This is a genomic window from Streptomyces sp. NRRL S-455, from assembly GCF_000717875.1.
In the GTDB taxonomy this organism is placed as follows: domain Bacteria; phylum Actinomycetota; class Actinomycetes; order Streptomycetales; family Streptomycetaceae; genus Streptomyces.
Genome location: NZ_JOCT01000013.1, coordinates 257,839 through 284,135, shown reverse-complemented (window position 1 = coordinate 284,135; position 26,297 = coordinate 257,839). Strand labels below are relative to the sequence as shown.

The following is a 26,297-nucleotide window of genomic DNA, read 5'->3' as shown; positions in this document are numbered from 1 at the left end:
CATGACCGGCCCGGGGTGCATCGGTTCATCTCAGTGCGCTTGCCACCAGTCGCACTGCTCTCTGCACCCTCGGTCCGGCCATCCGGCGTACCACCGGTCTGATCACCCTCGCCGTCACTCCCACCGGCTCCCAGCGGACCTGCAATCGGCCGGGGCCGTGGCCCTCCGGTTCGACCGTCACGCGGTGGGAGGGCACCTGGGTCGTCAGGGCCGGGAAGGCCAGGGGAGCCAGGAGGAGGCCGGTGTTGGTCAGGCCCTGGTGGTGGAGGCGGAGCAGCGGGTGGCGGATGCCCGCGAAGCCGTGGAGGGGGAGTGCGGCCGAGGCCAGGTCCAGGCGGGCGCGGCCCTCGAAGATGCCGGGGCGGACGGGGGAGAGCCGGAAGTGGACGTGCAGGCGGCGGCCGCCGGGGGCGATGAGGAGCGTCGCGCGCCGGGGGCCGACGGGGAGGCGCAGCGCCGGGTCGTACGTGCGGATCGCCAGGTCGATGGAAGCGCCCGGGCCTCTGGTGATCTCCGTGATCTCGTGACGGAACTGGGCGCTCGGGAAGGGACAGGTCTCCAGTTCCAGATCCGAGAGGTCCAGTTCCCGGCGGGACCATGCGGAGGAGGGGACCTCGCCGCCCCAGTAGGCGCGGCCGTCCGCGTCCGTCGTGACCTGCCGGGGGGCCACGCCGTGGCCCAGGCCCCGGGCCGCCGAGCGGGCCTCCGGCAGACGGCGGTCGCGGATCAGCTGCAGGACCACGCGTTCGGCGCGGGGGAGGCGCGCGTACGCGTCCGGCTCGAGCGTGTCGAGGTACGGCGTGACCAGGTCAGCGAAGGAGGACAGCCACTCCTCGTCCCGGTAGGGCAGGTCACCGGCGTACATCCGGAAGTCGTGCTTGAGGAACTTGTGGTCCTTGTCCTCGCGGAGGGACTCGTGGCCGCTCTCGGCGAGGAACGCGTCGATGAGGTGCTGGACGTGGATGCGGTCGCGGACGTTGGCGAGCTTGTGCCGCTGGTTGGATATGGATGCCGCGTCGGAGGCGGCGTACGGGGCGACGTACCAGCGGTAGACCGGTTCCGGGATGATCGTGAACCTTTCGGCCAGGCAGTACGCCTGAGCCGAGAACAGCTGGTCCTCGTAGTGGATGCCCTCGGGGAAGCGCAGGCCGTGCCGGTCGAGGAAGGCGCGGGCGTACATCTTGCTCGTCGCCAGGTGCTCGAAGAACAGACGCGGATCCGCCTCGATGCCGTCGAGAGTGCGGCGCTCGGCGACCAGGTGCGGCATCCATGTCGAGCGGCGGCCGTTGTCCACCCGGATCCGCCGCACCGCGCCCATCGCGAAGTCGATCTCGCGTTCGCGGTGCGCGGCGAGCAGCAGTTCGACGGCCTTGGGGGGAAGTTCGTCGTCGCTGTCGAGGAACATCAGCAGCGGCGCCCGGGCGATCTCCATCGCGCGGTTGCGCGGCACGCCGCAGCCGCCGCTGTTCCGCTCCAGCCGGAGGTGGCGGACCCGGGGGTCCTCGGCCGCCAGACGCCGTGCCACGTCCGGGGTTCCGTCCGTCGAGTGGTCGTCGCTGATGATGATCTCGAGGTTCGCGTGGGTCTGCCGGCGGACCGAGGCGACGGCGCGGGGGAGGCGCTCGGCGTCGTTGTAGACGATGACCGTCACGGTGACGTCGGGTGTGCTCATGCCGTCGCCTCCTCCGGCGGTGGGGCCGGGGTGCGCTCCTCGATGGGCAGCACCGGCGGCAGGTCCCGCTCGTCCTGGCCGAGGAAGACCCGGCGGACGACGCGCTCGGCGGCGCGTCCGTCGTCGTACTCGCAGAACCGGCGCCGGAAGACGGCCCGGGCCTTCGCCGCGCCCTCGTCGTGCCAGGCCTCGGTGGTGAGGATCTCCGTCAGCTCCTGCTGGCTGCGGGCCACCGGGCCCGGGGCCTCGGCCATGAGGTCGAAGTAGACGCCGCGGGTGGTGCGGTACGTCTCCCAGTCGTCGGCGTGGATCACGATCGGCCGGTCGAGGTTGGCGTAGTCGAACATGATCGAGGAGTAGTCCGTGACCAGGGCGTCCGCCGCCAGGCACAGCTCCTCGACCGGGTCGTAGGAGGAGACGTCGATGATCCGGCCCGTGCGGCGCAGGTTGGTGAGGGGAGAGGCGGCGCCGCCGTAGAAGTAGTGGCCGCGGACGAGGAGGACCGTGCCGTCGCCCAGGCGGTCCGCTAGGGCGGCGAGGTCCAGGCGCGGGGTCCAGCCGGCCTCGTAGTCGCGGTGGGTCGGCGCGTAGAGGACCGCCCGGCGGCCCGGCGCGATGCCGAGCCGGTCGCGGATCGCGCGGATGTCCTCGGCGCCGGCCGTGTAGTAGACGTCGTTGCGCGGGTAACCGTGGTCGAGGCTGATGTAGTGCGAGGGGTACGCGCGCTGCCACATGCGGGTGGTGTGGCTGTTGGCGGAGACGCTGAAGTCCCACTTGTCGACGCGTTCCAGCAGCGCCTGGAAGTCCATGCCCTGGGCCGCCGCCGGGTACGCCATCTGGTCCAGACCCATGCGCTTCAGGGGCGTGCCGTGGTGGGTCTGGACGTGGATCGCGCCGGGGCGTTTGACCACCGCGTTGGGAAAGTTGACGTTGTTGACGAGGTACTTGGCCCTGGCCAGCACCTCCCAGTAGCGGCGGGTGCCGGGCACGACGTGGTCGGTGCCGGGCGGGAGGAGGGCCGCGTTCTCCGCGGTGACCACCCACACCTGGTGAATCCGCGGGGCGAGTTCGCCGAGCTTCGCGGCGATCGCGGCGGGGTTGCAGGTGACGCCGCGGTTCCAGTACGCCGAGAACACCGCCAGGCCGGGATCGACCGGGCGGCCGAGGGCCCTGCGGTACTGGTGGTCGCGGAGCCTGGCGCCGGCCTGGCGCCGCCGGGCCCGTACGGCCGACTGGGCCGTGCGGCGGGTGCGGTTGACCGCCTGGAAGGCCCGGTACTTGGCGTAGGCGCCCTCTTCGAGCAGGGAGCGGCGGACCCCGTCGAGACCGGCGGGGCGCCGGTAGCCCTCGGGGCGGCGGCGCAGGGCGGCCAGGGACGCCCGGCGGAAGAACTCCCGCGCGACCTCCTCCGTCATGCCGCCGCGCGCGAAGGTGCGCAGGAAGTCGTGGACCATCACGTCGTAGAGCACGGCGTGGGTGGCGCGGCGGTCCCGGGCGAGATCGAAGAGGGACTCGTAGCGCTCGACGACGCCGTAGCGCTGCTCGGGCGTGACCGGGGGCAGACTCGCCGGGCGCAGCCTGCGGTCCTCGTAGGCGACGTGCGGAAGGCAGGCGACGCGATCGGCGAGCAGCAGAGCGGCCAGGGCGGCGTACGGCTCGTCCTCGGTGGTGAGCCGCTGTTGGTGCGCCCGCCAGAAGTCCGCGCGCAGGACGCGGGTGCCGAGCAGCGGGGTGAGACGCAGCAGGGGTGCGAAGTCGTCCAGGGGGACGTCGGCGCGGCCCGCCCGGGCGAGCAGGGAACCGTCCGGGGAGGGCAGGCCGGAGGCGCGCCAGGTGCTGCGGACGTGGTCGAGGAGCAGGACGTCCACCTCACCGGAGAGCTCGGCCACCCGCTCGGCGACCGTGCGGAGGGCTCCGGCGGGCAGGCCGTCCTTGGCGTGGACGAAGTGCAGCCAGCGTCCGGAAGCCCGTGCCGCGCCCGCCGCCCGGGCCGCCGCGTCGCCCGTGCCGTCAGGCAGCGGCAGGACCCGCAGGCCGGGGACGTCCGGGGTGTGCCGCTCGGCCGTCTCCCGGGCCCAGTCGCCCACCGCGGCCACGATCAGCTCGGCGTCCGGCAGCGGGTGTGCGGCGAGGGAATCGAGGAGTTCCGTCAGATGGTCCTGGACGTTCGGCCCGTGCAGGATGACGCTGAGCTCGGCCATCACGGGGACTCCTTCTCGCCACTGCACCGTATTCGGTCATGGTGCCATCAATGTGACAAAAGGGCCGGTCGGGGTGAGCCTCACGAGGGAACAGGGATGAGCCTCACGAGGGAACAGCGGCCTTGGGCTTGGGCTTCGCGGACTTGTCCCCGGTGAACGCCTCGTACTCCTTCAGGACCTCCTCCGTCGGCCCGTCCATGAGCAGCTCGCCGCGCTCCAGCCACAGCACACGGTCGCAGGTGTCGCGGATCGACTTGTTGTTGTGGCTGACCAGGAACACCGTGCCCGCGTGCTTGCGCAGCTCGCGGATGCGTTCCTCGGAGCGCTTCTGGAAGGAGCGGTCGCCGGTGGCCAGCGCCTCGTCGATCAGCAGCACGTCGTGGTCCTTGGCGGCGGCGATGGAGAACCGCAGCCGGGCGGCCATGCCGGAGGAGTACGTGCGCATGGGCAGCGTGATGAAGTCGCCCTTCTCGTTGATGCCCGAGAAGTCGACGATCTCCTGGTAGCGGTCCCTGATCTGCTCCCGGGACATGCCCATGGCGAGGCCGCCGAGGTACACGTTGCGCTCGCCGGTCAGGTCGTTCATCAGGGCCGCGTTGACGCCGAGCAGGGAGGGCTGGCCGTCGGTGTGGATGCGGCCGTTCTCGACGGGGAGCAGCCCGGCGACGGCCTTCAGCAGGGTCGACTTGCCGGAACCGTTGGTGCCGATCAGGCCGATCGCCTCGCCCTTGTACGCGACGAACGACACGTTCTTCACGGCGTGCACCCGGCGTACGCCCGCCGCCTTCTCGGTCTGCTTGCGGCGCAGCATGCGGTTGAGGGCGGCGGTCGCGGAGCCGCGTCCGCCGCCGGTGCCGTTGACGCGGTAGACGATGTCGACGCCGTCGGCGACGACGGTGGGGATCTTCTCGCTCGGGTGCTCAGCCACGGCCGTACGTCTCCTCAGCCTTCCAGAAGTAGATGAAGCCGCCGACACCGGCGAGCAGTGCCCAGCCGACGGCGATCGCCCACACGTGGGCGGGGAGCTGGCTCGCCTGGAAGCTGTCGATCAGGGCGAAGCGCATCAGGTCGATGTAGATCGCGGCCGGATTGGTCTCCAGCAGGACCGTCACGACGCGCGGCAGGCTGTCCTTGTCCGCCAGCTTGTCGATGCTCCACATGACGCCCGAGACGTACATCCACGTGCGCAGCACGAACGGCATCAGCTGGGCGATGTCGGGGGTCTTGGCGCCCATCCGGGCCATGACCATGGAGACGCCCGCGTTGAAGGTGAACTGCAGGAACAGTGCCGGCAGCGCCAGCAGCCACGACACCCCGACCGGTACGCCGAAGCAGAGCAGGATGACGACCAGGGCGGCCATCGAGAACAGCAGTTGCTGGAGCTGCTGGAGGCAGAACGACAGGGGCAGCGCGGCGCGCGGGAAGTGCAGGGCGCGCACCAGACCCAGGTTGCCGGAGATGGCGCGGGTGCCCGCCATGATCGAGCTCTGTGTGAAGGTCCAGATGAACACGCCCGTGACCAGGAACGGGACATAGTCCGGCACGCCGTGCTTGGTGCCGAGCAGCACGCCGAAGATGAAGTAGTAGACCGCCGCGTTCAGCAGCGGGGTCATCACCTGCCAGAGCTGGCCGAGCTTCGCCTGGCTGTACTGGGCGGTGAGCTTGGCGGTGGCGAACGCGGTGATGAAGTGACGGCGGGCCCACAACTGCCGGACGTACTCGGGCAGGGAGGGGCGGGCGCCGCTGACGGAGAGGCCGTGGCGGGCGGCCAGGGCCGCGAGGTCGTCGTCGGCCGGGACCGGGACCGGGGCCGGGGTGTGGGGCGGTGTGTCGAGGACCTGGCTCACATCCGGTGCTTTCGTTCGGGGGAGGGCTGGGGCCTGTGGCGTCGCGGAGAGGGCCGGGGGAGGGGCGGGGCTCTCTTACCGGACTCTTCGCGACCTCTTACGTCGGGACGGGACCGTATCGTCGCAACGGGAGCGTACGTCGCTCGTACGTCGGAACGCAACCGTTTCGTCGTGACGCCCTATGCTGTCGGCATGACGACGAACGCCGACGAGCCCCAGCCGCGTCCGCGCCGCCGGGCCCCCGCGGGGGCCGCCGTGCTGCGCGAGGACGTGACGGAAGCCATCCGGGCGGCCGTGTTCGAGGAGCTGGCGGCCGTCGGCTACGCACGGATGTCCATCGAGGGGATCGCGCGCCGGGCGGGTGTCGGGAAAACGGCGGTGTACCGCCGCTGGCGCTCGAAACTGCACCTGGTCCTGGACATCGTCTCGGCGCTCGCCGTGCAGGGCCTGCCCGCGCCGGACACCGGCTCCCTGGAGGGCGACCTGCGGCTGCTCTACGAGGTGACGTCCCGCGCCCTGCGCCACCCCGTCGCCTCGCAGATCATCCCGGACCTCCAGGCCGAGGCGGCCCGCAACCCCGAGATCGCCGAGGCCCTCCAGAAGGCCCTGCGCGAGGGGCAGGACGGGGTCGCCACCGGCATCGTCACGGCGGCGGTGCGGCGCGGCGAACTCAGCCAGGACATCGACCACGACCTGGCCCTCGACCTGATCTCCGGGCCGCTCTACTGGCGCTCGGTGGTGATCCGCGGCCCGAAGCCGCCCAAGGGGTATCTGGGATCGCTGACCCGGGCCACGGCGGAGGCGTTGAAGGCCTTGTAGGGAGGCTCAAGGCGTCGCAGGGAGGTTCAACAGGTACCGCGGGTCAGCTCCGCGCGGCCTCCGGATGGAGTCGCACCCAGCCCTCCCACGCCGACGTGATCATGTCCTGGACGTCGAGCCGGGCCTTCCAGCCCAGTTCGGCGGCGGCGCGGTCGGCGGAGGCGACGACACGGGCGGGGTCGCCCGGGCGGCGGGGGGCCACCGTCGGTGGCCGGTCGTAGCCGGTGACCGCGTTGATGCGGTCGATCATCTCGCGGACGGACACACCGGTGCCCCGGCCGATGTTGAGGGTGAGGTCGCGGCCCGGGGAGGAGCGCAGAACACGGGCCGCCGCGACATGGGCCTCGGCCAGGTCCACGACGTGGATGTAGTCGCGTACGCAGGTGCCGTCCTGGGTCGGGTAGTCGTCGCCGAAGACGCGCGGCGGCGCGTCCTGCGTGAGCTTCTCGAAGACCATGGGGACGAGGTTGAACACACCGGTGTCCGCGAGTTCCGGACTCGCGGCGCCGGCCACGTTGAAGTAGCGCAGGGACGCGGTCGACAGCCCGGTCGCCCGTCCCGTCGCGCGCACCAGCCACTCACCGGCCAGCTTCGTCTCGCCGTACGGGGACATCGGCAGGCACGGCGTCTCCTCCGTGACCAGGTCCACGTCCGGCATGCCGTACACCGCCGCCGAGGAGGAGAAGACGAAGGACGGCACCTTCGCCGCCGTCACGGCGTCCAGCAGGGTCCGCAGGCCCTCGACGTTCTCCCGGTAGTAGCGCAGCGGCTGCTCGACCGACTCTCCCACCTGCTTCTTCGCCGCGAGGTGGACGACGCCGGTGACCGAGTGCTCGGCGAGGACGCGCGCCAGCCGCTCGCCGTCCAGCGTCGAGCCCACCACCAGGGGCACACCGGCGGGCACGCGCTCGGCGATACCGGTGGACAGGTCGTCGTACACCACCGCCCGTTCCCCCGCCGCGGTCATCGCCCGTACGACGTGCGCCCCGATGTAGCCGGCGCCGCCGGTGATCAACCAGGTCATGTGCGGCCGTCCCCTCGTCAGTCGACCCGTGCCGGTGTCGCGTGGTCGTGCTGTGCTGGTCCTCAGTGAACCAGGCGGCGAAGCCTTCCGCGTACGACGGACAGCGCACCGCGTACACCGGGCGCCACGCGCAGCGCCAGCGCGCCGGAGTGGGTGGCGTACGGCTGTACGAGCACCAGACCGTGCCGGGCGCTCGGGACGGCTCCGCGGCGCAGCAGACCGGCGCCCGTGAGGGCGTGCGCTGTGACCTCGCGGCTCACGCCCTCCCGGAACAGGATGCGAAGGCGCAGGTCCCAGGTGCTCATGCCGAGCGCGGCCAATGCGGCCAGATCCACGACCGTCTCCGCCGACCAGCCGCCGGCCGCCTCCGCCGAGCGGTCGTCGGCGGGCCCGGTGAATTGGGTGGATTCCGCGGATCCGGCGGCCCCCGTGCGCCCCGCGGACCACACGAGCGCGGCCGTGCCGCGGACCGTCGTGTCCTCGTCGTCCCGGTGTCGCCACTCCACCTCCACCGCCTTCGGACCCGCCTGCGCCAGCCGTCCGTACAGCTCGTGCAGGTGCAGCCGCAGCCGGGTTCCGCGTGCGTGTGGTCGTAGTTCCGCGTCGACGGCGAGGGGCAGTTCCGCCACCGGCCGGGTCAACAGGGGCTCCAGGGAGATCTGCGGGAGGTCCGCCGACCAGACGGGCGTGCCGTCCTCGGAGCGGGCGTACGGCGGGTACAGCCGGGCCGGGCGCGCCGCCAGTTCCCGCAGCCGGGGCAGGTCGCGCGGCTCCGGGGAGGCCAGGACGACCCGCCCGGCCAGCCGGCCCGGAGCGGCCGGGTTGCGGGCCCAGTCGGCCGCGTCGTACTCCGCGAGATGCGCCCGCGTGAGCTCCCACCACGCACGCCGGTACGTGACGTCACGCAACCCCAGTTCGCGCAGGTACATCCGCAGATCGTGGTCGAGGAACTTGGCGCGCGCCACCCGGGCGAGTTCCTTCTGACCCGCGCCCAGCAGGACCTCGTACGCCTGCCGGCACGCCTCCGTACGGGCCCGCCAGTTGTCGGCACCGGCCCGGTCCAGCGAGATCGACAGCCGCTCGGCGGACCGGCGCACGTGCCAGACGTACACCAGGTCCGGGACCAGGGCGACGCGCGGTGCCGCGGCCAGCACCCGTGCGGTGAAGACGACGTCCTCGTAGGGGAAACGGCCCTCGGGGAAGCGGATGCCGTGCTCGCGCAGGAAGCCGGTGCGGTAGAGCTTGTTGACGCACAACGTGTCGTGGACCAGGCCCGGGCGCCGCGCGGGGTGCGGGACCACGGCGTGGTGTGCGTACAGGCGTGCCTGCCAGGGCACCTCGCGTCCCGACGGCAGTTCCCGGCGCACGCACAGGCCGCTCGCCACCTCCGCGTGCGCGCCCCTCGCCGCCGCGAGCAGCGCGTCGACCGCACCGGGCGGCAGCACGTCGTCGCTGTCCAGGAACATCACGTACGGCGACGTCACCGCGGCGAGGCCGGTGTTGCGCGGGGTGCCACAGCCTCCGCTGTTGACCCGGCGGCGGATGACCCTCAGGCGCCGCTCCGACGCCGCGAGCCGGTCGAGCAGGACGGCGCTGCCGTCCGTCGAGCAGTCGTCGACGGCCACGACCTCGCGCACGGCCGGGCCCTGGGCGAGCGCCGAGCGCACGGCGTCCGTCACATGGGCGGCGTCGTCGTAGCCGATGACCACGACGGCGACCTCGGGGACCGGCCTCTCGGCGTTCACGGCGGCATCCACGGCGGTATCCACGACGGCATTCATCACGGCGGATCGTAAGCCGGGCGAATGACATGAAAGTGATAACACACCACCAAGCCCAAGTATTGGCTACGAAACCTCCCAGAATCTGGGCGTGACGATCAGGCAGTCGACGGGGAGCGGCCGGTTCTGCACGGGCGTGGGGCCCGTGGCGGTCCCGATGGCTGCGATGCTCTCGATCGGGCTGTGGGGCGTGGACCGCGGCGGCATGTGGGGCGACGAGAGCGTCACCTTCCTGGTCGCACAGCGCACGGTCCCGCAGATCTGGCGGCTGCTGCACGACGTGGACGCCGTGCACGGCCTGTACTACCTGTTCATGCACGCCGTGCTCACCGTCCACCCGGGCGAGGTCGTCCTGCGTCTGCCGTCGGTGTGCGCGGCGACGGCCACCGCCGGCCTGGTGGCGGCCCTCGGCGTTCGGCTGGCCGGGCCGCGGGTCGGTCTGTGGGCCGGTCTCCTCTACGCGATCACGCCGATGACCGGCCATTACGCCCAGGAAGGACGGTCGTACGCGCTCGTCGCGGCGGGGGTGGCCGGGGCGACGCTGCTGCTCCTGAGGGCTGTGGAGGCGGCCACCGTCCGGGCCACCGTCCAGGCCACCGTCCGGGCCTGGTGGCCGTACGGCACCGTCGTCGCCCTGACCTGCCTGTTGCACGAGCTGGCGGTGCTGGTGCTCTGCGCACACGCGGTGACGCTGGCCGTGCTGCGGGTGCCGAGGAGGGTGTGGTCCGGCTGGGGCGGTGCGGCGGGGGCGGTGGTGCTGCTCCTGCTGCCGCTGGTGTGGGTGTCGCGGGGGCAGGCCGGGCAGGTGGCGTGGCTGGTGAGGCCGGGGTGGGACAAGGTCGAGCTGCTGGTGCGGCACTTCTCTCCCGGCCCGGCCGGGGTGGTGTTGTGGGCGGCCCTGCTGCTGATGGCCGTAGGGGCTCTGGAGCGGAGGCCGGCGGCGGTCGCGCTCCCACTGCTGCTCGTGCCGCCGGGGATCCTGCTGACGGTGTCGCAGGTCCGGCCGCTGTTCCATGACCGTTACGTGCTCTACGCGCTGGCCGGAGCGCCGCTGCTGGTGGCCGCGGGGGCCGAGCGGGTGGCAGATGTACTGGGGCGTGTGCGGATCGAGGGGCGACGCGTGCGGTGCGAGGGGCGGTGGTTGCGGTTCGGCGGTCGGCGGTTGCGGTTCGGCGGCCGGCGGTTGCGGTTCGGCGGCCGGCGGGCGCGGGCGCTGCTGGGCGCCGCCGGCGTTCTCGCCGTCCTCGCCACCTTCGTCCATCAGCTCCCCGACCACCGCCGGGACCGTTCCGCCGCCCACCGCCCCGACAACCTCGCCGCCGTCTCCGCGCTCGCCGTCCGGCAGATGCGCCAGGGCGACCCGGTGCTGTTCGTGCCGTCCGTCGGGAGGCTCGCCGCGCTGGCCTACCCGAAGGGGTTCCGGCGGGTGCGGGACATCGCGCTGCGGGAGTCCGCACCCCGGTCCGGGACGCTGTGGGGCCTTGAGGCGGCCCCCGGGGAGCTGCGGCGCAGGCTCGCCTCGGTGGACCGCGTCTGGGTCGTCGCCGAGCCGTACGCGCTGGATCCGCGCTGGTCTCCGTCCGATCCGGTCGAGCGGACGAAGCTCGCCGTGCTGGCGGAGGAGTTCACCGTCCAGGAGCACCACGTGCGGGGCGGGGCGGTGCTGCGTCTCCTTGTCCGGCGGGAGCAGGCCGACGTGCCACCCGCCGCTACGACGGCCCGGCTGCCGGCGATTCGCCCGGAGTCTCCGAGAGCGCGGCCGCGTCCAGTGCGGTCGTGAGCTCGTCGAGGCGGGCGCGCAGAGTCCGGACCTCGTCGGGCCCGAAGCCGGTCGAGGCGGCGATCCGGCGCGGCACCTGAAGGGCCCGCTGCCGCAGTGCGATGCCCTCCTCGGTCAGCCGCACCTCGACCGACCGCTCGTCGCGGGCGCTGCGTTCCCGGCGGACGAGACCGGCCGCCTCCAGCCGCTTGAGCAGCGGCGACAGCGTGCCCGAGTCCAGGCGCAGATGCTCCCCGAGCTTCTTCACGGGCAGCTCGTCGTGCTCCCACAGCACCAGCATCACCAGGTACTGCGGGTAGGTGAGCCCGAGGTCCTTGAGGATCACCCGGTAGACACCGTTGAAGGCGCGGGAAGCCGCGTGCAGGGAGAAACAGATCTGCTGGTCCAGGCGGAGCCAGTCGTCGTCCGGCGTGTTCATGGATCCAGGGTAGCTCCCGCTCACCATTTAATTGCGCACAACTTAATTGTGTGCTCTAATCGTGGCTGTCGGACGGCCCGGAAGCGGGCCGTCGAACGTTGACGTGAGAGGGAAGGATTTCCATGGACGCGCTCTACACCGCTGTCGCCACCGCCACCCACGGCCGCGAGGGCCGGGCCGTCAGCTCCGACGGCGTGCTGGACCTCGCCCTGGGCATGCCCGAGGCACTGGGCGGCAACGGCCAGGGCACCAACCCCGAGCAGCTCTTCGCCGCCGGCTATGCCGCCTGCTTCGGCAGCGCCCTCGGTCTCGTCGGCCGCCAGGCCAAGGTCGACGTCAGCGACGCCGCCGTGACCGCCGAGGTCTCGATAGGCAAGCAGGGCGAGGGCTTCGGGCTCGCCGTCACCCTCCGCGTGGAGCTCCCGGACAGCGTGGACGAGGCGACCGGCCGCAAGCTGGTCGAGCAGGCCCACCAGGTCTGCCCCTACTCCAACGCCACCCGCGGCAACATCGACGTCGACCTCGTCATCGAGTAGGCACCCGGCCGCGCGCCTCACCCCCGACCCGCGCCAGCACCTCCCCCGTCCGTCTGCTCCACGCCACCACCACGGCCTCCTCGGGCACCGGGTGCCAGCGCGTCAGCAGCAGCCAGCGCACGTGGTAGCGGTGGACGACGGCGGCACGCTCGGCGCGGGTCGAGCCGGGGGCGAGGTAGGCGCGGACGTCGGCCGCCCGGCGTCTGCGCTCCCCCTCCTCCAGTGCCGGGTCGGGCCAGATGGGCGCGGCGAGGTTGGGCCCGTACCCGGCGATGGAATGACTGGCGAAGTACCCGTCGGTGATCACCACCTCGCCCGGCCCGATGTGCCGCGCCGCCCAGTCGTACGACGGCCAGCGCGTCGGCTGCGTGAACCCCACCGGGTCGACCGAGCGCGGCACGACCGCCCCGGCGTGCACGGTGACGAACCCGACGCACACCCCGGCCGCCGCCGCCCCGCCCAGCACCCTCCGGCCCCATCGCCACGGCCGGGGTGCCGCCAGCTCCACCGCGAGCGCGAACTGGAGCGGCACCAGCGCCGCCCACAGCGTCCTGGCATAGGTGAAGTGCCCGCTCACCCAGCCGTACGCCACCAGCAGGCACACCGGCAGGAACATCAGCACCAGTGGGTCGCGCACCGACCGGCGGGCCCGCACCCAGAGCGCGGGCAGGCCGATCAGTGCCAGCCAGGAGTTGGCGAGCATCCCCTCGTACAGCCGCAGGTGCATCGCGTCCATGCCGGTGTCGCCCACCAGCGCCAGCACGTCGTAGTACGGCCACGACACGGCGACCGCCGCGCATACCACCACACCGAACGCCCAGCGCGCCACGACCGGCCGGCGCCACCCCCGCTGACGCGCCGCCACGATCGCCGCCGCCCCCACGAGCGTCGAGGCCGCCGTGACGGGGTGGACGAGCAGGATCAGGCCGTACAGGACGCCGACGGCGGCGAACCCCCACCAGCCGCCCAGCCCGCTCGGGCCGACGAACCGCACGGCCGGTGTGTCCGCACGCGCGAGCCCGCAGGTCCAGGCCCACGCCCAGAACGTCAGCCCGATCGCGGCCGCCGACGGATACCCCAGGTTCGTCGTCATCGACATCAGCCCGAGGTAGCCGCTCCACAGGATCCGCGCGGTGCCCCACAGCAGCGTCATGAACAGCACGGCCAGGACCGGCGCCCAGGGGCGCGCGGTGAGGGTCCTCACGAACCGGCCGATCCCCGTCAGCAGCACCAGCAGGTGCACCGGCCCCGCCAGCTTCACGACCTCCCAGCCGGACAGCCCCGTCAGCCGCGCCAGCGCGCCCTGGGCGACGGCGTACGGCCCGTAGTAGGGGCTGCCCTCGCCCGGCAGGTCGGCCATGGTGTGGGCCGGGTGGAGCAGGTCGGCCTTCAGACGCTCGACGACCGCCGCGTGCTGTCCGGCGTCGCAGCAGAGCGGGATCCGCCAGTACGCCAGCGTCATCACCAGCCAGAACAGGGCGCCGTAGAACTGGTACGGCGTGGGCCGCCCGGGACGGCCGCCGCGCAGCGCCGTCGCACCCCGCACGGTCCGCCGGACAAGGACTCCGGCGCCCGCCGGACTGCTGGGAAGGGGGAGGGACTCGGGCATGCGCCGAATGTTCCCGCCCCTGCCACAGGCCTGACCCCGGGTCACTTCATCGGGTGAGGCGGCTACGCCCACCTGCCACCTCACCCGGAACGGCCAGGAGCACGTCGTGCTCCCGTCAGTCGCACAGCGCCCGCTCGGCCGCGGCCGGCCAGCGCGCGAACCGGAACCCGGTCCGCTCGAAGGCGCCCGTGAGGTTGTCCCAGAACCGCCGGGCGGTGAGCGGCGCGCGCACCGACTCCTTCAGCTCGGCCAGCTCACCGCAGTCCAGCGCGGCTCTGGCCGCTTCGACCGCCTCCCGCGAGGTCCCCGCCCGCAGCAGGTCGCCCCGGGGCGGGCGTTCGGCCGCCCACTCCGCGAAGACCCAGTGGTTGCGCAGGAACTTCTCGTGCCCGGGCCAGCTCCACCGCTCCAGCGCCAGGTGCGCGCCGACGGGACTGGCCAGCCCCCAGGCGTCGTTGACGTAGGCGTCGAGCGGTGCGGCGGCTCCCGTGACCCCGAGATGGCGTCCGACGATCACCACGTGGTACGGGGAGTCCGCCCGCATCGGCGTGGCGTGCAGCCTGCGCCCGGCGTCGAAGTACAGCAGCGTCGGCCGGGGTGCCGCGACGGCCCGGGCCAGCATGCCGCGCCCCTCCGGCAGCGCCGGCCAGTTGTCCACCCAGGTCGCCGTGCGTACCGGGTTGTGGTCGCCGAGGCCCTCCACGTCGGAGCTGCGCACGTTGAAGGTCGTCGGCGTGGAGCGTACGTCGAACGGCTCCCGCAGCGGACTGACCGCCGCGCACAGCCACACCACCAGCAGCGCGCTCGCCACGCCCGTGAACCTGGTCGCGGGGACCACCAGGACCGGCAGGAGCAGCAGCAGGAGGGCCGGCAGGATCATGCGCGCGTGCATGTAGTCGCCGCCGACACGGACGACGTACCCGGCCAGCAGCAGGCCCGCGGCCAGCGGCGCCAGCAGCACCGCGAGCGAGGCCCGTTCCGGATTCCGGGCCCGCCGCCGCGTGCGTGTGCGCCGTACCAGCGCGGCGGCCAGCGCGCCGAGCACGGGGACGACGGGCCACAGCCAGTACGGCCCGAACGTCTCCTGCAGATAGCCGGCGCCCCGGCCCCAGTCGCTGGCGCTCGCCTCCTTGGCGATGGCGGGCAGCGGCACCAGGACCCCGTAGTACCCCGCCCGGAACACCTCGTACGCCAGCGGCAGCGCCACCGCCGAGGCCAGCATCGCGGCGACGCCCCGCCGGGGCGGGCGCAGCACCCACCACTGCGCCGCCAGGAAGCACACCGTGACCACCGCGAGATCGGGCCGGACCAGCGGACCCAGCCCGAACACGAACGCGGCCGTGTACGTCGCCCGGGTCCGCCGGCCGCGCCGGGTGCACGTCAGCAGCCACCACGACAGGCCGGTCCAGCAGGTGCCCAGGCCGCTCTCCAGACCCGAGGTCATGTACGACCAGAACGGCGGCACGGCCAGCAGCACGAACACGCCCGCCGGCAGCAGCAGCCGCGCGCTCCGGTGCAGCCGGCAGGTGGCGTACAGGGCGAGTCCGAATCCGGCGGTGCTCAGCAGCAGCCCCAGCCCCACCGCGAGAAAGGCAGGGTCCTCGCCGGTCAGCCAGGTGCCGAGCGCGAGCAGCCACTGCCACAGGGTGCCGGTGGAACTCTCCGCCCGTTCCCCCACGTTGAACACGGGCCCGTTGCCCGCCAGGATCTGCCGGACCGGACGCAGGTAGATGAGCCCGTCGTCGCAGATCCAGCGCCGCCGGTAGCCCAGCACCAACAGCACCGCGGTGGGCACGGCGACCAGCGCCGCGTGCCACCAGTGCACCGGCCCCAGCCGTTCGACGGCGGCCGGCGGTGGTGCCGAGGAGGCCCGCTGGCCGGGCAGGGACGGTACGGCCTCGGGGGTGGCGGGAGTCCTCATCGCTCGACCAGCGCTCCGGACCGGGCACGCACGCCCGGGGTCCGGCGGGCCGCGGGCAGCGGCGCACCACTGCCCTCGCCCAGCATCAGCAGCCGCACGACCCGCTCGGCGGCCTGCCCGTCCTCGAACTCGCAGTACCGCTCCCGGAAGGCGGCCCGCAGCCGCGCCGCCTCCGCGTCCTGCCACGTGCCGGACGCGAACAGCCAGGTCAGCTCACGGTAGGAACGCGACACGTGCCCCGGCGCGTCGGCCGTGATGTCGAAGTAGGCGCCCCGGCTGGCCGCGAACGCGCCCCAGTCGTCGGCGTGGACCACGACCGGCCGGTCGAGGAGGACGTAGTCGAACATCAGGGCGGAGTAGTCGGTGACCAGTACGTCGGAGGCGAGCATCAGATCCGCCACGTGCGGCTCGTCCGTCGCGTCCACCAGCACGCCCCGCCGGTGCAGGTCGGTCAGCCCGAGGCGGCGCGCCACACCCCCGGCCAGCGCGGGGTGCAGGCGTACGACGAGGGTGTGGCCGGGCCCGAGGTCGGCCGCGAACCGGGCCAGGTCGAACCGGTCGACGTGGCCGCCGCGCCGGTAGTCGCGGCGGGTCGGCGCGTACAGCACGACCGTGTCACCGGCCGGGACACCGAGCCGCTCGCGTACCGCCGCGCCGCGCTCCGGACCGGCGCCCACCAGCACATCGTTGCGCGGGCTGCCGGTGCGCAGCGAGGTGAAGTGGCACGGGTAGGCCCGCTCCCAGGCCAGCTCCGCGTGCCGCCCGGCGACCAGGCTGTAGTCCCACCGGTCGGCCCGGCGCAGCATCTGCGGCACGTCGAAGCCGTGCCGGGCGCCCGGCTTGGTCAGCAGGTCGGCGCCCATGTACTTGAGCGGCGTGCCCTGGTGGGTGTGGATGTGCACGCTGCCGGGCCGCTTGGCCAGGGTGCCCGGCCAGTTGACGTTGTTCACCCAGTAGGTGGCCCGGGCCATGACCTCGTGGTAGCGGCGCGAGCCCGGTGTCACATGGTCGATGCCGGGCGGCAGCGCGCCCACGGCGTCCTCCCGGACCACCCACACGCCGTGGATGTGCGGGGCGATCTCGCGGGCCTTGGCGTGGATCGCGGCCGGATCGCCGGACACGCCCCCGTGGTGGGTCGCGGAGTAGACGGCGAGGTGCGGGTCGAGGGGACGCCTCGACTGGCCCCGGTACCAGGTGCGCTGTGCCGTCTCCGACACCTTCCCCACCACCCGCCGCTTCCCGCCCAGGGCGGTCGCGCGCAGGTCCCGCAGCCCACGCACCGCCGCGTACGACGCGTACGGCGCCGAGGCCAGCAGCCGCATCTCGACCCCGCGCCAGCCGCCGGGCTCCTCGAAACCGCCCTCGGGGAGGTGGCGGCGGTGGAAGGAACGGATCTCGCGGTAGAAGTCGCCCCGGTCTGCGGGCCGCACCCGGTCCTCGCGGGCCAGCACGAACAGCATGTGGTCCAGCGCCCGCTCCAGCAGCAGCGGCCGCGCCCAGTCGAGGTCGGGTCGCTGCTCCAGGAACGCGAACAGCCCCTCGTACTGCGGGAAGATCTCGAAGTGCCGGCGTCCCGGCGTCCTGGTGATCGCGCCCTGCCGGCGCTGCCGGTACTCCACGCCGATCCGGTCCAGGCAGGCGATCCGGTCCGCCAGCACCATCGACCGGTAGGTGACCGGCGCGTCCTCGTACAGCCCCGGCGCGTACCTCAGGCCGTGCTCCTGGAAGAAGGCCCGCCGGTAGGCCTTGTTCCAGGCGACCAGGAACAGGTTCAGGTACTCGGGGTTCTCCCGGACCCGGAACGTCTCCAGGCCCGCCGCGTCCAGCAGGTCCGCCGCCTCACTGCGCCCGCCCCGGCCCCACCAGTAGGTGCGCACGTGGTCGAAGACCAGGAGGTCCGGGTCGCCGGTCGTCTCCAGCCGCGCGGCGACCGCGGCCAGCAGGCCCGGCGTGTAGTGGTCGTCGCTGTCGAGGAACAGGACGTAGTCGCCGGCCGCCTGATCGAGCCCGGCGTTGCGGGCCCGGCCCAGGCCGACGTTCTCGGGCAGGTGCAGCACCCGCACCCGGGCGTCGCGGGCGGCGTACTCGTCGAGGATCGCGCCGCTGCCGTCGGGCGACCGGTCGTCCACGGCGATCACCTCGAAGTCGCCGTACGACTGGCCGAGCACCGAGTCGAGGCACTCGCGCAGGAAGCCCTGCACCTTGTAGACGGGGACGATGATGCTGAAGCGGGGCACGTCTTCGGTCAGCTCCTTACGAGGGGGACGGCGGCGGGAGCCGGGACGCGCTCCGCGAGCGGGACCACGGGCGGGATCGACTCGGGCGGCTCCCCCAGCAGCACCCGGCGCACGACGCGCTCGGCGGCCCGCCCGTCGTCGAACTGGCAGAAGCGCTCCCGGAACACGGCGCGCAGGGCCTCGGCGGAGTCGTCCGCGTACGTACCGTCGCGGAAGACGGCCGCCAGCTCCCCGGGCGTACGGGCGACCCGGCCGGGCGGCAGCCGCATCAGGTCGAAGTAGACGCCCCGGAGCTCCCGGTAGACGTCCCAGTCGTCGGCGTACACGACGATCGGCCGGTCCAGGTTGGCGTAGTCGAACATGATCGACGAGTAGTCGGTGATCAGCGCGTCCGCGGCCAGACACACGTCCTCCGAGGAGCGGTGCCCGGTGACGTCGATGATCCGGCCGCCGCCCCGGACCTTCCCCTGGTCGTAGAAGTAGTGGGCGCGCAGCAGCACCACGTAGTCGTCGCCGATCGCCTCGCAGAACTCGGCCAGGTCCAGGACCGAGGAGAAGCCGGTGGCGTAGTCGCGGTGCGTGGGCGCGTAGAGCAGGGCCTTCTTGCCCTCCGGGACGCCCAGTTCCTTGCGCACGCGGGCCACGTCCTCGCCGGAGGCGGTGTAGTACACGTCGTTGCGCGGATAGCCGTACTCGAGGATCTCGTGGGCGCTGGGGAACGCCCGTTCCCACATCTCGGTGGAGTGCCGGTTGGAGGTGAGGTTGTAGTCCCAGCGGTCGACCCGGGCCAGCAGCCGGCCGATGCTTCCGGTCGCCGCCGCCACCACCGGGTACGTCGCCTGGTCGGCCCCCATCTTCTTCAGCGGGGTGCCGTGCTGGGTCTGGAGGTGCACGCTGCCCGGGCGCTTGACGACGGCGTCCGCGAAGTTGGCGTTGTTGACGAGGTACTTGGCGCGGGCCAGCACCTGCCAGTACGTGCGGCTGCCGATCACCGCGTACGCCACGTCCTTCGGCATGCTGTGCACCGCCTCCGGCTCCACCAGGAACACCGAGCGCAGGTGCGGGGCGAGTTCGCGGGCCTTGGCGTGGATCGCGGCCGGACTGCAGGCGTAGCCGCGGCCCCAGTACGCGCAGTACACGACGAGGTTCTCGTCGAGCGGGCGGCGGAGCTGCGCCGCGTACCACAGGCGGGTGCGCAGCCCCCGGGGGCGGGGGAGCAGCGCGGCGGCCCGCACCGCCCTCCGGTTGGCGGCGCGCAGCGTGCGGAACGCCGCGTACGACCCGGCCGCCAGCAGCCGGTGCTGGACGCCGAGGCTACCGCCGGGCGGCCGGTAGCCGGCGGGGCGGTGGCGCCGGTAGAGCCCACTCGCCCGCCGGAAGAACGCGCGGCGTCCGGCCGGCAGGCGCCGGGGGTGGGCGGCCGTCTTCAGTACGGCGGCGAAGAGCTGCTCGAACAGCGGCGTCAGCCGGTCCGGCGGCAGCCCGAGCTCCCCGGCCCGCGTCAGTACCAGCTCCGTCTGGTCGAGGAGTTCGGCATGGTGCTCGCCCGGGAGGTTGAGGCGGTTGCCCTGCCGGCGCAGCAGGTGCCGGACCACGACCGTGCGCAGGACCGCCGCCCGCTCCGCCCGCAGGGCCACCAGCCCGCCGAACCCGACGTCGGTGAAGTGGTCCCCGGGGAAGGTGATGCCCCGCTCCGTGAGGAAGGAACGGCGGTAGGCCGCGCTCCACGCCGGCAGCGCCACGCCCGTCAGCCGCGGGGCCCGGCCGGGTGAGAAGGCCCCGTCCGGCGCCCCGGCCAGGAGAAGCGCGGCCGGGTTGGCCGGCTCGCCCTCCCACCAGGGGGTGCGTTCGTGTTCGAAGTACAGGACGTCCACGTCGCCCGTGTCGCCGAGCCGGGTGTCCAGAGCCGCCAGCGCCCCGGGGGCCAGGACGTCGTCCCCGTCGAGGAACAGCACATGGCCGCCGACCGCCGCCCGCAGCCCGGCGTTGCGCGCCCCGGCCAGGCCGGCCGACGGCGGGGAGTCCACCGGCGTCACCCGGTGGTCCCGCTCGGCGTACCCGGCCACGACGTCCGCCGCGGGTGAGTCGGGGGCGTCGCACACCGGGATCAGCTCGAAGTCGCCGAACGACTGGCCGAGGATCGAGTCCAGCGCCTGGGACAGCCGGCCGGCCACCCCATGGGACGGAACGACGATGCTGAAGCGGGGCATTCTGCTCTTTCTGTCGGAGATCCGTCGGAGATCTTCAGGAGCGGGGCGGCCTCACACGGCGCGGCGGCGGGCTCCCCGCAGTGCGAGACGCGTTCATGCGCTGTCGGCGACGACGGCGGTGCCGGTCGGCAGCGGAATCGTGGCGAGCGGCTCGCGCGCCATGGACGCCACCGCCGACGGCACCGGACGGCGCTCGGCGGGCGGTACGACCGGCGGCAGGTCCGACTCCCCGAGGACGACCCGGCGGACGACCCGTTCGCCGGCCCGGCCGTCGTCGTAGGCGCAGAACCGCTCGCGGAACGCCGAGCGCAACTGGGCCGACCGGGAGCCGCGCCAGTGGCCGGTGGCGAAGATGTCGATCAGTTCGTCCTCGCCGCGGGCGACCGCGCCCGGCGGGAAGGACCGCAGGTCGAAGTAGGTGCCGCGGGCCGCCTCGTACGCCTCCCAGTCATCGGCGTGGATCACGATCGGCCGGTCCAGGCCGGCGTAGTCGAACATGAGGGACGAGTAGTCCGTGACCAGGGCGTCCGAGGCCAGGCACAGCGACTGGACGCTCGGATGGTCGCTGACGTCGAGGACCCGGCCGCAGGTGCCGGCCGGCGGGGCGGCGTAGGCGTGGTGGGAGCGGGTCAGCACGACGAAGCGGGGGCCCAGGCGGCGCACGATCCGCTCCAGGTCGAGGCTGCGGCGCTGGGAGCGGCGGTAGTCGCGGTGGGCCGGCGCGTACAGGATCGCCACCGTGCCCTCGGGGATGCCGAGCGAGGCACGCAGCCGGGTCACGTCCGCCGCGGTCGCCGTCCGGAACACGTCGTTGCGGGGGTTGCCGTATTCCAGAGTCGTGTAGCGGCCCGGGTGGACGCGCTCGTGAATGAGGGTCGTGTGGCGGTTGGCGGACAGCACGTAGTCCCATTGGTCGACGCCCCTGAGGAGCCCGGCGAAGTCCCGGCCGCGGGCGGCCGCCGGGCGTTCTTGCAGGTCGAGGCCGATGTGCCCCAGTGGGGTGCCCTGCCCGGTCTGGATGAGTACCTGGCCCCGGCGCTTGACCAGGCGGTGGTCGAAGTCGGTGTTGCTGACCAGGTAGGCGGACCGGGCGAGCGCCGCCCAGTAGGCGGCCGTGCCGGGGACGAGGCGGCGCGTGCCCGGCGGGATCGTGTGGTGGTACTCGGGACGGGCGATCCACGCCGTGCGGATGTGCGGCGCGAGGTCGCGGAACGCCGACTCCAGCGCACCCGGGTTGCAGCTGTGGCCGCGGCCGTCGTAGGCGGTGAAGACGGCCCGGTCGGCGCGCAGCGGGAGACAGCGCTGCACGCGGTAGTGACACCTGAGCGCGGCGGACCTCAGGCCCCGCAGCAGCCCCCCGGCGGCCCGGACGGTGGCGCGGTGCAGGGCCGACGCCAGCTGGAGCGTGCGGTAGGTGCGGTGCAGGCCGAAGCGGATCAGGACGTGCTGGATCCGGCAGCGGTGGGGGTTCCCCCGCTCGAGCGAAGCCGGCAGCGAGGGAGGGAGGGGTGCGCCCGGCGTGCGGTAACGGCGGTAATGGGCGCGGGCCCGGCGCATGAAGTCCGCGCGCGAACCGTGCGGCAGCCGGTCCCGGCGGGAGTACACGATCGCCAGGTGGTGGACCATGCGGTGGAAGAGAGCCGGCCGCCACCTGGCCAGTTCCGGACGCTCGTCGAGCTGCGCGAACACCCGGTCGTACTGCTCGAAGACGTCGAAGTGCCGCTCGCTGGTGGTGCGCAGGATGCTGCCCTGCCGGCGCTGCCGGTAGTGCACGCAGACCCGGTCGAGGGTGGCGATCGACTCCGCGGTCATCAGCACCGGGTACGTCCACGGGGTGTCCTCGTAGTACCCGGGCGGGAAGACGAACCCCTTCTCCTCGATGAACTCCCGCCGGTACGCCTTGTTCCAGGCGACCATCAGCAGCCGCAGCAGGCCCGGCCGGTCCTCCAGGCGGAACGGGGCCGGGCCCTGCTCGGTGAGCTGGCGGGCCACCTGGTTGCGGACCGCCTCGCCCGTCCAGTAGGTGCGCGCGTAGTCGAAGACCAGGACCTCCGGGTCGCCCGTCTCCTTCAGCCGGTCCGCGATCGACCGCAGCGCATGAGGTGTGAAGGTGTCGTCGGCGTCCAGGAACAGCAGGTAGTCGCCGCTCGCGTGCGCCACGCCGGCGTTGCGTGCGGGGCCCAGGCCGACGTTCTGCGGCAGGTGGACGGGCCGGACCCGCGCGTCCCGGGCGGCGAACTCGTCGATGATCGCGCCGCACGCGTCCGGCGAGCAGTCGTCCACGACGATCAGTTCCAGATCGGGACAGGACTGGGAGAGCACCGACTCGAGGCACTCGTGCAGGTACGCCTGAACCTGGTACGCGGGGACAATCACACTGAACCTGGGCAAGAGGCCATCCATCGGTCGGCGCGGGCGTTCGGCCCGGGAACGGCCGGTGGGCCGACTTGGTTACGGCGGCTACGGCATCCGGGGGAACGCCGAGGGGGCGCACCGCGACCGGCCCGCCCCCTCAACTGCCGTGTACTGAGAGCTACTTCACCGCGCCCGCCATCACGCCGGACACGAACTGGCGCTGGAACGCGAAGAAGACGGCCAGCGGGACCACCATCGAGATGAACGCGCCGGGTGCCAGCACGTCGATGTTGTTGCCGAACTGCCGTACCTGCGTCTGCAGCGCGACCGTGATCGGCTGGCTCCCGGAGTCCGAGAAGATCAGCGCCACCAGCAGGTCGTTCCACACCCACAGGAACTGGAAGATGCCGAGAGCCGCGATCGCCGGGGCCCCGAGCGGCATCACGACACGGAAGAACAGCCGCAGTTCACCCGCCCCGTCCAGGCGCGCGGCCTCCAGCAGCTCTCTCGGGATCTCCGCGAAGAAGTTCCGCAGCAGGAACACGGCGAAGGGCAGGCCGAAGCCGACGTGGAAGAGCACCACGCCGAGCACCGAGCCGAAGATGCCGATGGAGCCGAAGAGCTCGGCGATCGGGATCAGCGCGACCTGCACCGGTACGACCAGCAGGCCGACCACGCCCAGGAACCACCAGTCCCGGCCGGGGAACTCCATCCAGGCGAAGGCGTAACCCGCGAGCGAGCCGATGATCACGACCAGCAGGGTCGCCGGGACGGTGATCCACACGGTGTTCAGCAGGCTGCTGGTGATGTCCTCGTTCTGCAGCAGCTTCGAGTAGCTGTCGAAGGTGATCTGGGACGGCTCGGTGAACACCTTCCACCAGCCGCTCGCCGCGATGTCCTCCGGCGAACGGAGACTGGACAACAGCAGGCCGATGGTCGGCACCAGCCAGAAAAGGCCCACCAGGATGAGGAACACCCGCACGAGTCCGCCGCTGACCCCCTCGACCAGCCGGGACGCCAGCGAGTGCTTCGCCTTCACCGGCCCGGAGGGCCGCGCCGCCTTGCCGGGCAGACTGCCCGCGTCCGCCGTCATCGCCGCACCTCCCGCCTCAGCCGACGCACGTTGAACCACATCACCGGGATCACGAGCAGCAGCAGGAACACCGAGATGGCGCTGGCGATGCCCGGCTGGTCCTCGGAGAAGCCCTTGCGGTACAGCTCCAGGGCGAGGACGTTCGCGTCGTCCTGGGAGGAGCCGGGGGCGATGATGAAGACCAGGTCGAAGATCTTCAGCACGTTGATCATCAGGGTGACGGTGACGACGGCGAGGACCGGTGCCAGCAACGGCACCGTGACCCGTCTGAACACCTGCCACTCCGACGCCCCGTCGACCCGGGCCGCCTCCAGCAGTTCACGCGGCACACTCGCGAGCCCGGCGGCGATCAGCACCATCGCGAAGCCCGCCCACATCCAGATGTACGAGCCGATGATGGACGGGGTGACCAGGGACGGGCCGAGCCAGTCCAGGCCGTTGTACGGCTCCTTGAAGTTGCTCGCCGGAAGCCGGAGCTGGGCTCCGTCGGCCGATGCGGGCAGCGTGAAGGTGCCGTCGTCGCCGGCTGTCGTCGACGCCACCACCTTGCCGTCCTTCACGGCCTCGATCCTCATGCCCGCATAACCGAGCTCCGACGGATCGACCCCGTTGAGCTTGCCGACGCCCTGGCCACGCGTGAAGTCCTGCCAGGTCGTGCCGGTGATCTCGTCCGGCTCGGGTTTCGGCGCCACGGCGGGCTTCGCGTCGTCGGGCATCTGGTCGGGCGCGACACCCACCAGGGGCAGTGAGACGGCCTCGCCCGCGCTGACCGGCGTCTTGGTGATGAACGCGCCGCCGCCGGCCGGCTCCAGCGGCGACTGGCGGCCCGGGTGGGCCTTCGGGAACGCCGACGACTGGACGAACGTGTCGTGCACGCCCACCCACACCGCGTTCGCCACGCCCTTGTCCGGGTCCTGGTCGTACACCAGGCGGAAGATGATGCCCGCCGCCAGCATCGAGATCGCCATCGGCATGAAGACGACCAGCTTGAAGGCCGTGCCCCAGCGCACCCGTTCGGTCAGCACCGCGAAGATCAGGCCGAGCGCCGTCGCGATCGTCGGCGCGAACACCACCCAGATGATGTTGTTCTTCAGCGCGGTGCGGATGCCCTCGTCGGTGAAGAGGGCCTTGTAGTTGTCTATTCCGGCGAAGCCGTCACCGGACTGGTCGTAGAAACTGCGTACGACCGAGTACCCGATCGGGTACACCACGAGCGCGCCGAGCAGGACGAGGGCGGGCAGCAGGAACAGCGCCGCCACCATCCTGCGCGTGCCGGTCACGCTCTTGCGCGACTTGGGAGCGGCAGGGGGCTTGGCGCCCCCTGCCGCCGTGGCCGACGTCATCTCCGTCAGTTCCCGAAGGCCGCGGCCGCTTCGGCCTCCAGCTTCGCCTGCGTACCCGCGATGTCCTTCGGGTTCTTCAGGAAGTCCTGGAGGATCTTCCACTCACCCTTGCCGGGCGTGCCGCCGAAGGCCTGCGGGGCCTGGTCGGACATGTCGAAACGGAAGTCGTCACCGGCGTCGATGAGCGCCTTGGCGATCCTCTGCTGCACCGCGTTCGGGTACGCGGAGTTCGGCACGTTCTTGTTCGGTGACAGGTAGCCGCCCAGCTTGGCCTGGATCTGCGCCGCGTCCGGCGAGGCGAGCCAGGTGGCCAGGGCCTGGGACCCCTTGGAGTCCTCGAGGATCACGGCCGCGTCGCCGCCCGAGACCACCGGACCCTGGTCACCCACGGCCGGGAACGGGAAGACCTTCGCGTCCGTGCCGATCTTCATGCTCGACGGGATGTTGACCTGCGCGAAGTCACCCGCGGCGACCATCGCCGCCTTCGGCTGGTCCCCGCCGGTGAAGACCTGGGTGACGGAGGCCGGGAAGTCGGTCTGCAACGCCCCGTTCGCCCCGCCCGCGATGTAGTCCGGCTTGCCCCAGACCTGCGCGAGGGTGGTCAGCGCGTCCTTCACGGACGGGTCCGTCCACTTGATCTCGTGCTTGGCCAGCTGGTCGTACTTCTCCGGTCCGGCCTGGGAGAGGTAGACGTTCTCGAACCAGTCGGTCAGCGTCCAGCCCTCGGCCGCGCCGACGGAGAACGGGGTGACGCCGGAGTCGAAGACCGTCTGCGCCGTGTTGAGCAGATCCGGCCAGGTCTCGGGCTCCTTCGCCCCGGCGTTCTCGAAGACCTGGTTGTTGTACCAGATCAGGGACTTGTTGGCGGCCTTGTAGTAGACGCCGTACTGCTTGCCGTTCACCTTTCCGATGTCCTGCCAGCCCTGCGAGTAGTTCTCGCCGAGCTCCTTCTGCGCCTCGGAGCCGAGCGGCTTGGCCCAGCCGCGGTCGACGGCCTGCTTGATGGCGCCCGGCTGCGGCAGCATCGCGATGTCCGGCGGCTGCCCGCCGGCCACCTTCGAGCCGATGAAGTTGATGATCGGGTCCTGGGCGGGCACGAACGTGACCGTGGCGCCCGTGCGCTTCTCGAACTCCTCCAGGACCTTCTTGAAGTTGGCCTGTTCGGTACCGCTCCACACGGCGGCGATCTCCAGGCTCGTCCCGTCCAGCTTCGGCAGGGTGACCTGGCTGGCGGTCTCCTCGCTGTTGCCCGTGTTTCCGCTGTTGCCGTTGTCGTCGCCTCCGCAGGCGGTGAGCGAGAGCGCGAGCGCTCCCGCGGCGACGGCCGCCGCGGCTCTGGTGGCCCTGCGGCTGTGAGGGGTCGCCTTGTTCCGTTCGGGCGACCAACGTTTCCGGATGGTGCTGCTCGTCATGCGCATGACTGCCCCGTTCTTCGTTCCCTCGTCGAACGT

Annotated in this window: 18 protein-coding genes; 3 read left to right on the top strand and 15 right to left on the bottom strand. The window is 72.3% G+C overall.

The features are described from left to right. Positions 1-25: 25 nt before the first annotated feature. The 4 genes from IE97_RS0119710 to IE97_RS0119695 form a co-directional block, all read right to left on the bottom strand. Positions 26-1,672: a glycosyltransferase family 2 protein gene (locus IE97_RS0119710; protein WP_030242000.1), complete on the bottom strand. Its 1,647-nt coding sequence runs from the start codon at positions 1,670-1,672 to the stop codon at positions 26-28. Next, positions 1,669-3,873: a CDP-glycerol glycerophosphotransferase family protein gene (locus IE97_RS0119705; RefSeq protein WP_030241996.1), complete on the bottom strand. Its 2,205-nt coding sequence runs from the start codon at positions 3,871-3,873 to the stop codon at positions 1,669-1,671. The genes IE97_RS0119710 and IE97_RS0119705 overlap by 4 nt, the downstream gene beginning before the upstream one ends. 103 nt (positions 3,874-3,976) lie before the next feature. Next, entirely contained in the window at positions 3,977-4,801 is an 825-nt protein-coding gene (locus tag IE97_RS0119700) for an ABC transporter ATP-binding protein (protein ID WP_037834206.1), read from the bottom strand. Then, positions 4,794-5,720: an ABC transporter permease gene (locus IE97_RS0119695; protein ID WP_030241992.1), complete on the bottom strand. Its 927-nt coding sequence runs from the start codon at positions 5,718-5,720 to the stop codon at positions 4,794-4,796. The genes IE97_RS0119700 and IE97_RS0119695 overlap by 8 nt, the downstream gene beginning before the upstream one ends. A gap of 192 nt (positions 5,721-5,912) precedes the next feature. On the opposite strand from IE97_RS0119695, the gene IE97_RS0119690 reads away from it, so the two are divergent. Continuing rightward, positions 5,913-6,539 (top strand): TetR/AcrR family transcriptional regulator, encoded by a 627-nt coding sequence (locus tag IE97_RS0119690; protein WP_030241987.1) that lies wholly within the window; start codon positions 5,913-5,915, stop codon positions 6,537-6,539. Positions 6,540-6,582: 43 nt separating this feature from the next. Here IE97_RS0119690 and galE read toward each other — a convergent pair whose 3' ends face one another. Next, the gene (gene galE / locus IE97_RS0119685) at positions 6,583-7,563 is read right to left on the bottom strand and encodes a UDP-glucose 4-epimerase GalE (protein WP_030241983.1); all 981 of its coding nucleotides are present in this window, start codon (positions 7,561-7,563) and stop codon (positions 6,583-6,585) included. Positions 7,564-7,625: 62 nt separating this feature from the next. Further along, positions 7,626-9,344 carry a glycosyltransferase family A protein gene (locus tag IE97_RS0119680; RefSeq protein WP_051705042.1) on the bottom strand — a complete coding sequence of 573 codons (1,719 nt, stop codon included), beginning with the start codon at positions 9,342-9,344 and terminating at the stop codon, positions 7,626-7,628. Positions 9,345-9,501: 157 nt separating this feature from the next. On the opposite strand from IE97_RS0119680, the gene IE97_RS0119675 reads away from it, so the two are divergent. Next, positions 9,502-11,124, top strand: a complete 1,623-nt coding sequence (locus tag IE97_RS0119675) for a glycosyltransferase family 39 protein (RefSeq protein WP_063752205.1) — start codon at positions 9,502-9,504, stop codon at positions 11,122-11,124. On the opposite strand, the gene IE97_RS0119670 is transcribed toward IE97_RS0119675, so the two are convergent. After that, the gene (locus IE97_RS0119670; protein ID WP_234310505.1) at positions 11,054-11,542 is read right to left on the bottom strand and encodes a MarR family winged helix-turn-helix transcriptional regulator; all 489 of its coding nucleotides are present in this window, start codon (positions 11,540-11,542) and stop codon (positions 11,054-11,056) included. The two genes, IE97_RS0119675 and IE97_RS0119670, sit on opposite strands and share 71 nt — an antisense overlap. Before the next feature lie 122 nt (positions 11,543-11,664). Between IE97_RS0119670 and IE97_RS0119665 the strand changes: the two genes are divergently transcribed. Next, positions 11,665-12,078, top strand: coding sequence for an organic hydroperoxide resistance protein (locus tag IE97_RS0119665; RefSeq protein ID WP_030241972.1), 414 nt, complete (start codon positions 11,665-11,667; stop codon positions 12,076-12,078). Here IE97_RS0119665 and IE97_RS0119660 read toward each other — a convergent pair. From IE97_RS0119660 to IE97_RS0119625, 8 genes are all read right to left on the bottom strand, one after another. Continuing rightward, positions 12,068-13,687 carry a hypothetical protein gene (locus IE97_RS0119660; protein WP_051705041.1) on the bottom strand — a complete coding sequence of 540 codons (1,620 nt, stop codon included), beginning with the start codon at positions 13,685-13,687 and terminating at the stop codon, positions 12,068-12,070. The genes IE97_RS0119665 and IE97_RS0119660 overlap by 11 nt on opposite strands. Positions 13,688-13,802: 115 nt before the next feature. After that, positions 13,803-15,608 carry a hypothetical protein gene (locus IE97_RS0119655; protein ID WP_030241964.1) on the bottom strand — a complete coding sequence of 602 codons (1,806 nt, stop codon included), beginning with the start codon at positions 15,606-15,608 and terminating at the stop codon, positions 13,803-13,805. Further along, a complete protein-coding gene (locus tag IE97_RS0119650; protein ID WP_030241960.1) occupies positions 15,605-17,845 on the bottom strand; it encodes a bifunctional glycosyltransferase/CDP-glycerol:glycerophosphate glycerophosphotransferase in 2,241 nt (746 codons plus the stop codon). Before IE97_RS0119650 ends, IE97_RS0119655 begins: the two co-directional genes overlap by 4 nt. A gap of 8 nt (positions 17,846-17,853) precedes the next feature. Continuing rightward, entirely contained in the window at positions 17,854-20,055 is a 2,202-nt protein-coding gene (locus IE97_RS0119645) for a bifunctional glycosyltransferase/CDP-glycerol:glycerophosphate glycerophosphotransferase (protein ID WP_030241956.1), read from the bottom strand. 93 nt (positions 20,056-20,148) lie between these two features. Then, complete coding sequence (locus IE97_RS0119640; RefSeq protein WP_030241951.1) at positions 20,149-22,446, bottom strand: bifunctional glycosyltransferase/CDP-glycerol:glycerophosphate glycerophosphotransferase; 2,298 nt, start codon at positions 22,444-22,446, stop codon at positions 20,149-20,151. A 142-nt stretch (positions 22,447-22,588) separates the two neighbouring features. Further along, the gene (locus IE97_RS0119635; protein ID WP_030241947.1) at positions 22,589-23,503 is read right to left on the bottom strand and encodes a carbohydrate ABC transporter permease; all 915 of its coding nucleotides are present in this window, start codon (positions 23,501-23,503) and stop codon (positions 22,589-22,591) included. Continuing rightward, positions 23,500-24,846, bottom strand: a complete 1,347-nt coding sequence (locus tag IE97_RS0119630; protein WP_030241943.1) for a carbohydrate ABC transporter permease — start codon at positions 24,844-24,846, stop codon at positions 23,500-23,502. The genes IE97_RS0119635 and IE97_RS0119630 overlap by 4 nt, the downstream gene beginning before the upstream one ends. 5 nt (positions 24,847-24,851) lie before the next feature. After that, the gene (locus tag IE97_RS0119625) at positions 24,852-26,264 is read right to left on the bottom strand and encodes an ABC transporter substrate-binding protein (RefSeq protein ID WP_030241939.1); all 1,413 of its coding nucleotides are present in this window, start codon (positions 26,262-26,264) and stop codon (positions 24,852-24,854) included. Between the last annotated feature and the right edge of the window lie 33 nt (positions 26,265-26,297).